The following is a 7,294-nucleotide window of genomic DNA, read 5'->3' as shown; positions in this document are numbered from 1 at the left end:
TCCCGCCTGGCCCTGACCCTCTGGAATATCCTTTCGATCTCTATCCCTCTCTCCCTGAACATGCTCACCACTGCGGGGGCGATCATACCCTCTACGAACCTACCCCATTTCCCCGTCAGGCTATCTACGGCCGCTTTCAACCTTTCATCCGATCTTCTTAACTCCTCCCATCTTTTCTCATCCTCCACTCTCTGTTCTGCGACCTGTCTTCTGAACTCCTCCATCTGTTGTCTGAATCTTTCCTCGCTTTTCCTCAATTCCCTCATACCGGCCCAGAACTCCTCGCTAAGCCGTTTTATGGTCTCCATAACCTCCTGCTGGTCCATCCCTTTTTCACCCCCTTTCGCCGAAGATTGCCCTTCCGATCCTGACCATGTTCGATCCCTCCTCGATCGCCACCTCGAAATCGTCCGTCATCCCCATGGAGAGGTATCTCATCTCGATTCCAGGAAGTTCAGCAGCCTCGATCTCCTCCTTGATCCTACGAAGCATGATGAAGGAAGGGCGAGCTTTCTCCGGATCGTCCACAAGCGGCCCGATCGTCATGAGTCCCAGAACCCTGACGTGTTCCCTTTGGGAGGCCGCTTCCACAAGGCGTATTACCTCATCGGGACTTATCCCGTATTTGGTTTCTTCGCCGGAGGTGTTCACCTGAACCAGCACATCCGCCACTTTCTCCATTTGGGCGGCTCGTTTCTCTATCTCATCCAGCAATCTGAAGCTGTCGAGGGAATGTATCAGGTCGAACATGTTCAGGGCTTTTTTCACCTTGTTCCGCTGGAGGTGCCCCACCATATGCCATTTGACCCTATCCCCTATTTGGGCGATCTTCGGCTCCGCCTCCTGAACCCTGTTTTCGCCGATATCAGTTATCCCCGCCTCGATCGCCTCGAGGATTCTCTCAACCGGGAACGTCTTGCTGACGGCGACGATCCTTATCTGAGAGGGATCCCTCCCGGATCTCATCGCCGCCCTCTCGATCCTCTCCTTCACCTCTTCCACGTTATCCCTGATGCTCATGGTTATCTCCTCAGAATCATCTTTTTCAGAGCGCTGAGATTTTGTCAAACAAATCACCATCCAGATCATCCCAGGGCTTTTTTTATCCTCCCCATCGCCTCAGATAGCCTGTCGTCGGGAACGGTTAGGGATATCCTGATATAACCCTCTCCGTATTCGCCATAGGCCGATCCAGCTGAGACCACCACCGCTGCTCTTTCGAAAAGCATCGTCGTGAACCCTATTGAGCTCATCCCATCAGGCACCGGCATCCAGAGATAGAAGGTGCCTTTTGGCGGCGTGTAATCCCTCCACCACTCATACCGTCTGAGCGTATCCAGCACCATCTCACGTCGGCGTTCGTAAATCCGAAGCATCTTATCGATATTATCCCGGCATTCTTTAAGCGCCTTGATGCCAGCGAATTGGATCGGGTTGAACACGCCCGAATCGGTGTTCTCCTTCACCTTGGAGATGGCCGCTATCAGATCGGGATTGCCCATCGCCATCCCGATCCGCCATCCCGTCATGTTGAAGGGCTTTGAGAGCGAATTGAGCTCGATAGCTACGTCCTTAGCCCCAGGCGTGGAGAGGAAGCTTCTAGGCTTTTCGCCGTCAAAGACTATCTCGCTGTAGGGATTATCATAACAAACGGCAATATCATAGCTTCTGGCGAAATCCACCAGCTCTCTGAAGAATTCCTCAGTGGCGGTGGCGCCCGTTGGGTTGTTCGGGTAGTTCAGGTAGAAGGCAACCGCCTTCTTCGCCACATCCGAAGGGATGTCCTCGAATCTGGGGAGATACCCGTTTTCGGGTTTCAAAGGCACATGATACGGTTCGCCGTCGGCGAGATATATGCTCGCCCTGTAAGCGGGATATCCCGGATCGGTCATGAGAACGATGTCCCCTGGGTTGACAACGGCAAGGGCGAAATGGTGACATCCCTCCTTCGAGCCTATAAGAGCCAGCACCTCACTTTCCGGGTCAAGCTCAACGTTATATCTTTCGGCGTACCAATCTGCCACGGCCTTCCTGAAGGCCGGCATTCCCCTTTCCTCACCGGTGGGATATCTATGGTTGGCCGGATCGCGCGCCTGGACGCAGAGCTCCTCGATGACCGGCTGAGGTGTGGGGTCCACCGGATCGCCGATCGCCAGGCTGATGACATCTATACCCTTTGCCCTTGCCTCTGTGATTTTTTTTCGCAGCTCCATGAAAAGATAAGGAGGTATCCTGTTAAGTCTCTCTGCTATCTGCATGGGTTTCCCCTTGGCCTGAAGGTTTTCTCACTTCAACGATTTTATTATATCATGGGTGTTGGAAAAAAGGAAGGTTTCGCTCACCGGCTATTTCGTGAGCGAGGGAGCAATTTCAAGGAGGATATCAACTATCTTGCCGTCCCACTGCTTATCTTTCCCATCCTCCATTATCCGCATCACCTTTTCGAGCGGGAAGGCGGGGCGGTACACCCTGTCGGATGTCATGGCGTCAAACGCGTCGGCGACGGCCAGTATCCTCGCCTCCAGAGGTATCTCCTCCCCCTTAAGCCCGTCGGGATATCCGTTCCCGTCCACCCTCTCGTGATGATGCCTGACCCAAGGGACGATCTCCCTAAGAGGTGGGATCTCCTGAAGTATGGAGGCGCCTATGCTCGGATGCTCCTTGATCTTTGAGTAATCCTCCTCTGTGAGCTTCCCTTTCTTGTTCAATATCCAATCCGGCACGCCTATCTTGCCGATATCATGTAACAACCCTGCCACCCTCAGTTTATTCAGTTTCTCCTCGTCAAGTCCCATCCTTCTTCCGAGCAGGACGGAGATCTCAGCGACCCGTTCGGAATGACCGAGCGTGTAGGGATCGCGCGCCTCGACCGCCCTCGCAAGCGATCTGATGGTCGACTCGTTCAGAACGCGAAGCTCATCCATCACGGCGGCGCGCTGAAGAGCTATGGCGATGTCGTATCCCATCATCTGAAGCAATCTTACGTCCACGCGATCGAACTTGTCGTACTCGCTCATCGCGGATACGATCCCGACGATCTCCCCCTGTCCCTTGATGAGCAAGGCGTTGATGAAACCGTTGATCCTCTCGGGGAAGCGATCGGGGGCGGAGGAGGATACGACGGGAAGAGTGGGCAGATCGCTGAGGATGATTCCGCTTTCCCCGCCAAAAAAGGATAAGACCACAGGCTCGATCCTCCTTCTGATCTCGTTATCGATATGAAGTGGCACTTCCTCCTCGGGAACAAGCACGTATATTCCGGCCATCTCCTTAAACTTCGGCTCGGCGGGGAGTATGGTGAGCGAAACCACATCCGCTCCAAGGAGATCGGAGGCCTCCTCCAGGGAATAGCTTATTATCTCATCCGCCCTTTCCCTGCCGGCCAGCTCCTTACCTATCACCTCCAGGCGTTCAAGATCCTTCAGCGTGCGCCGCAACGCCTCACGATCCATGGCATTGGAGATGGCGATCGCCGCCTGATAGGTGAAAAGCTTCATGAACTGGATCGCCTTATGATCGAGCTTCGGCTCGTGTTTATAAGCCAGGGTCAGAAGCCCCACCAGCCTGTTGTTGACCGCCAGAGGCAGGTTTATCTGATACCTCTCCGGCTCAATCGGAGCGGGAAGTTCCGTCTCTGTCCCCATCACTACCTCCCTAACGATCTCCTCCCTTGGCACCAGCTTAATCCTGTCCCCTTCCTTCACGCCTGGGATGTTCTTCTGAAGTTTAACCTCCAACTCCTGTTTTTCCTCATCGAAGATCGCTATGACGAATCCGTCGGGGAAGAAATTATCGGATATGTAGTCGGCGATTCGTTCCAGCAGTTCCTTCAACGAGGCTATACCCGGAAGGGTGTGAAGCAAAACCGACATGTTCAACATAGCTGAAAGCTGAGAGCCGGTTATCCTCATCGCCTTTGCTGGAGTGAGCACCCCCTCCACGGCGGAGAGAAGCTGATTCAGCTCCACAGGTTTGGGGATGTAATCCGAGGCTCCCAGTTTCATAGCCTCCACGGCCTGGTTTATAGATCCGTATCCCGTGATGACGATCACGTCCATGGTTGGGAACCTGTCCTTGATCCGCCTCAGAAGCTCCATACCATCCATCACCGGCATCACCACATCGGTTATCACCAGATCGAATCGCTCACCTCTTTCAAGCAGCTTCCAGGCTTCATCCCCATTTGAACGGGTTTCCACCTTATATCCCTTGGTCTGAAGGGATTTCTCCAGGAAATCCCGCATTTCCTTGTTATCCTCAACAACGAGTATCCTCATATGAACACCTCACTGATTGTAGAACCATCTATGCAGCACCACTCCCTTTCCCCGCTCGATAGTATAGGGATATGGATGGTTGTCGAATTTTGAGATCCTGGACTTGACTATTCTGAAGGCGTTGGAGCCTATCCCCTGTTGCTGCATCTCGCCCCAATCCGGATAGAAGAGCTCTATCATCACGTCATAAGCGCCCATCATCCTGTTGAATTCCACGGTGGAGAGGATCTGGTCCAGCATCAGATCGAAGATAACCGCCCCTGCATTTCTGAGAAGTAGGTTCTTTCTGTGAATCATCTCAACGAATCTATTGGAATCGGGGCCTAAGGCGAGCGGGGTGAGCGAATCGGTCACCACCCTCAGCGGTTGTCCCAGTCTGCCGACCAACTTCATCATATAGAAGACAAATTCCTCAGGGTCCTGAATGTCTCCCAGTTCCTCCTCACCGGAGGGATCGGCAATGATGATCCTGTTCATCTTCTCGTACTCTTCGACGTCAAACCCAAGCTCCTTCATATTCCGTCTGGTGATGGAGGCGGGCACATCTAAAGACAGGATCAAGGCGTACTCCCCGTTTCGCAGTCCCTCCCATGCGAACTGATATGCTAAGACCGATTTACCCAGTCCGTGAAGTCCTTTGACCAGCCACGAGGTACCAAAACCTGGCGGCGGCTCCATCATGCCTTTGACAGGGGAGAAGTGGACCGTCCTATCTATTTCCCCTCCATATTTAGGCAGCATCTCCGGGACAAGTATCTCCAGGCCGTTATCGGTTATGCTCATCCTGTGCCTTCCTGAGAGATGTCTGGCGTTGCGGAGCTTATAGACCTCTATGTATCTGCGTCTCGTTAGCCCTTTAACCTCGGTGCTGAGGACGATCACTCCGTCAACGACCGTTTCCTCAACCCCAAACCTTGACAGCTTGGTGCTCTGATCGGCGGGGATATCGGTAACCAGAAATCCAATCGCCCCTGCTTTCCTTATCCCTTCGGTTATCTGAAATACCTTATCTCTACGTGAGACCTCATCCTGCACCCTGTAAAGCAGTATGGAGAGCGAATCTACGATTACCACATCCGGTTTGAACTCCGAAAGCTCCTTCAAAAGCAGTCCGATATGTGCGTCCGCGTTCACCTCGGTCTGGGGTACAGATATAACCTTTATCTCACCCTTCTCCATTTTCCCTCTCAGATCCCATCCGAAACTCTCAGCGAGGTCGATGAGATGTTCCTCCGTCTCCTCGAACGCCATGTAAAGCGTTCTATGATTTCCCTGTTGGGTCACATGATTTGCTATCTGGAGGCACAGGGTGGTTTTGCCCGAGCCGGATATCCCCGATATGATCATGCTCCTACCCCTCTTCATCGGCCCACCTAATAGCATATCCCACCCGGGTATATCGAGATGGATCACGCCGCTCTTGGGTTTGACGCCTTCCAATCTAACCTTAGCCGGAAAGAAGACGCAGCCCGAACCGGTTATCTCGAACGGGATAGGCTCATCGCATGGAGCAGCACCTCTCAGCTTCAGTACCCTCAAGTATCTCTTTGAGAGCGTTCCCTCCATCTCCGTGTAGAGGTAGAGTATGCCGTCCGCTATGGCGAACTCAGAGAGTGATCTCGTCTCCTCCTGGCTGTACTCTCCCACCAAAAAGCTCGTCACGCTCTCCACCGAAAGATAAACGCTCAGCGAATATGTGAACCTGCGGAACTCCTCCTCCGATGAACATAGATCCCTTATCGCCTTGAAGCTGTCTATAACCAATACCTCTGATTCGGTCTCCCTGACGAGCCTAATGATTTCGTCCGCAAGGCCTCCTATACCCTCCTTGCTCACATATCTACCTATATCCTTATACTCTATACTCTTCCCGAACAGATCCTCGTCGAAGAAGTCGAACTTCTGCATGTATCTGATCATCTTGAGGGCTGGCTCGGAGACGGTGGTCAAGTAAAGCGATCTCGCGCCTTTCTTCGCAAGATTGAACATGATCTGTTGCATGAGGATCGTCTTCCCCGAGCCGGGGGGACCTGCGATGATGTTTATCGAAAGCGAGGGCACCCCTCCGCCCAACGCCTCGTCCAACCCTTCGATGTCCAGCCTGATAACCTGATCCATCTCACACCTCCCCTTCCGTTAGCTCCTTAAGCCCGTTGATTTCCTGGAGAAGCCTATTTATCAGGATCTTGCCGGTCAATCTGGCCAGAATATGGAACAGGTTGACGATCAACCTTTTAAAACCTTCCTTTAGTAATTGGCGGCCGTGATTTGATTTAATCTCCTCCTTCAATCTTTCGAGACAGACGCCCTCCTCCGTTACCTCGATCGAGCTCATAAAACTGAACTCCCTTGAGGTGATCGAGACGGCTCGATCCATAATGGCTTTTAAACTCAACGTCCCCAGTATGGGAGCGATTCTGGTCCATATCTCGTCGATGAGGTCCTGATAGATATCGACTATCTCCTTTTTGACTTCGCGGTCAATTCTCTCCTCGATTTCCCTCTCTTTCAGATCACCCATGATTTTAACTCCTTAAGGTTATCCCCATTTTTTGGACAAAAAATAAAGGGAGTTAAGGTGTAAAACCAACTCCTCTTTGATCCCCATCTCATCTGTCTCCCTTATCTTATCACGAACTGCCATCATTTGCAATCTCATCTGGGTGTATAAAGGGCTTTTCAACGCTTCGAAATAGCCTCTTTTATAGACGACGAACCCGCTTTTACACGGATCAAGCTTTCCGCAGCCAGCTAATACAAACGCTCATATTATCGCTGAGTGTAGCAGAGGTTTTTAAAGCTACCGTCCGCCGCTTGACGGTCATTTGCTGTCATTAGGTCATTTGGCTTCGCCGTCATTAGAACGTTTAACGTTCCAACGTTCAACGTTCTAGCTACCTGACAGTTTTGGAGATGAGGTAGAGGTTGAAAGTCACAGCGCATAAAAGGGATAATACAGGAAAATCCCTTCAGGAGGTGTGCTGTGACGATCAATCAGATATATAATACCTTGCTTT

General features: G+C 52.1%; 6 protein-coding genes. All 6 read right to left on the bottom strand.

Annotation, left to right across the window (positions count from 1 at the left end):
- Positions 1-326 (bottom strand): hypothetical protein (locus J7M22_02015; protein MCD6505378.1); only part of this gene is annotated, 326 nt, incomplete at its 3' end.
- 7 nt (positions 327-333) lie between these two features.
- A complete protein-coding gene (locus tag J7M22_02010) occupies positions 334-1,020 on the bottom strand; it encodes a YggS family pyridoxal phosphate-dependent enzyme (GenBank protein MCD6505377.1) in 687 nt (228 codons plus the stop codon).
- Between the two features lie 65 nt (positions 1,021-1,085).
- On the bottom strand, positions 1,086-2,258 hold the full coding sequence (locus tag J7M22_02005) for an LL-diaminopimelate aminotransferase (protein MCD6505376.1): 1,173 nt from the start codon (positions 2,256-2,258) through the stop codon (positions 1,086-1,088).
- Positions 2,259-2,345: 87 nt separating this feature from the next.
- The gene (locus J7M22_02000; protein MCD6505375.1) at positions 2,346-4,277 is read right to left on the bottom strand and encodes a response regulator; all 1,932 of its coding nucleotides are present in this window, start codon (positions 4,275-4,277) and stop codon (positions 2,346-2,348) included.
- Between the two features lie 9 nt (positions 4,278-4,286).
- Positions 4,287-6,395, bottom strand: coding sequence for an AAA family ATPase (locus J7M22_01995; GenBank protein MCD6505374.1), 2,109 nt, complete (start codon positions 6,393-6,395; stop codon positions 4,287-4,289).
- Position 6,396: 1 nt separating this feature from the next.
- Positions 6,397-6,798 (bottom strand): hypothetical protein, encoded by a 402-nt coding sequence (locus J7M22_01990; GenBank protein ID MCD6505373.1) that lies wholly within the window; start codon positions 6,796-6,798, stop codon positions 6,397-6,399.
- Positions 6,799-7,294: the final 496 nt, after the last annotated feature.

Source organism: Candidatus Poribacteria bacterium, assembly GCA_021162805.1.
GTDB lineage: Bacteria > Poribacteria > WGA-4E > B28-G17 > B28-G17 > JAGGXZ01.
This window is presented reverse-complemented; position numbering and strand designations above follow the sequence as displayed.

Excerpts from the sequence above, each read along its gene's own strand:
- J7M22_02005 (MCD6505376.1), bottom strand. The coding sequence starts at position 2,258 with ATGCAGATAGCAGAGAGACTTAACAGGATACCTCCTTATCTTTTCATG.
- J7M22_02010 (MCD6505377.1), bottom strand. The coding sequence starts at position 1,020 with ATGAGCATCAGGGATAACGTGGAAGAGGTGAAGGAGAGGATCGAGAGG.
- J7M22_01990 (MCD6505373.1), bottom strand. The coding sequence starts at position 6,798 with ATGGGTGATCTGAAAGAGAGGGAAATCGAGGAGAGAATTGACCGCGAA.
- J7M22_01995 (MCD6505374.1), bottom strand. The coding sequence starts at position 6,395 with ATGGATCAGGTTATCAGGCTGGACATCGAAGGGTTGGACGAGGCGTTG.
- J7M22_02000 (MCD6505375.1), bottom strand. The coding sequence starts at position 4,277 with ATGAGGATACTCGTTGTTGAGGATAACAAGGAAATGCGGGATTTCCTG.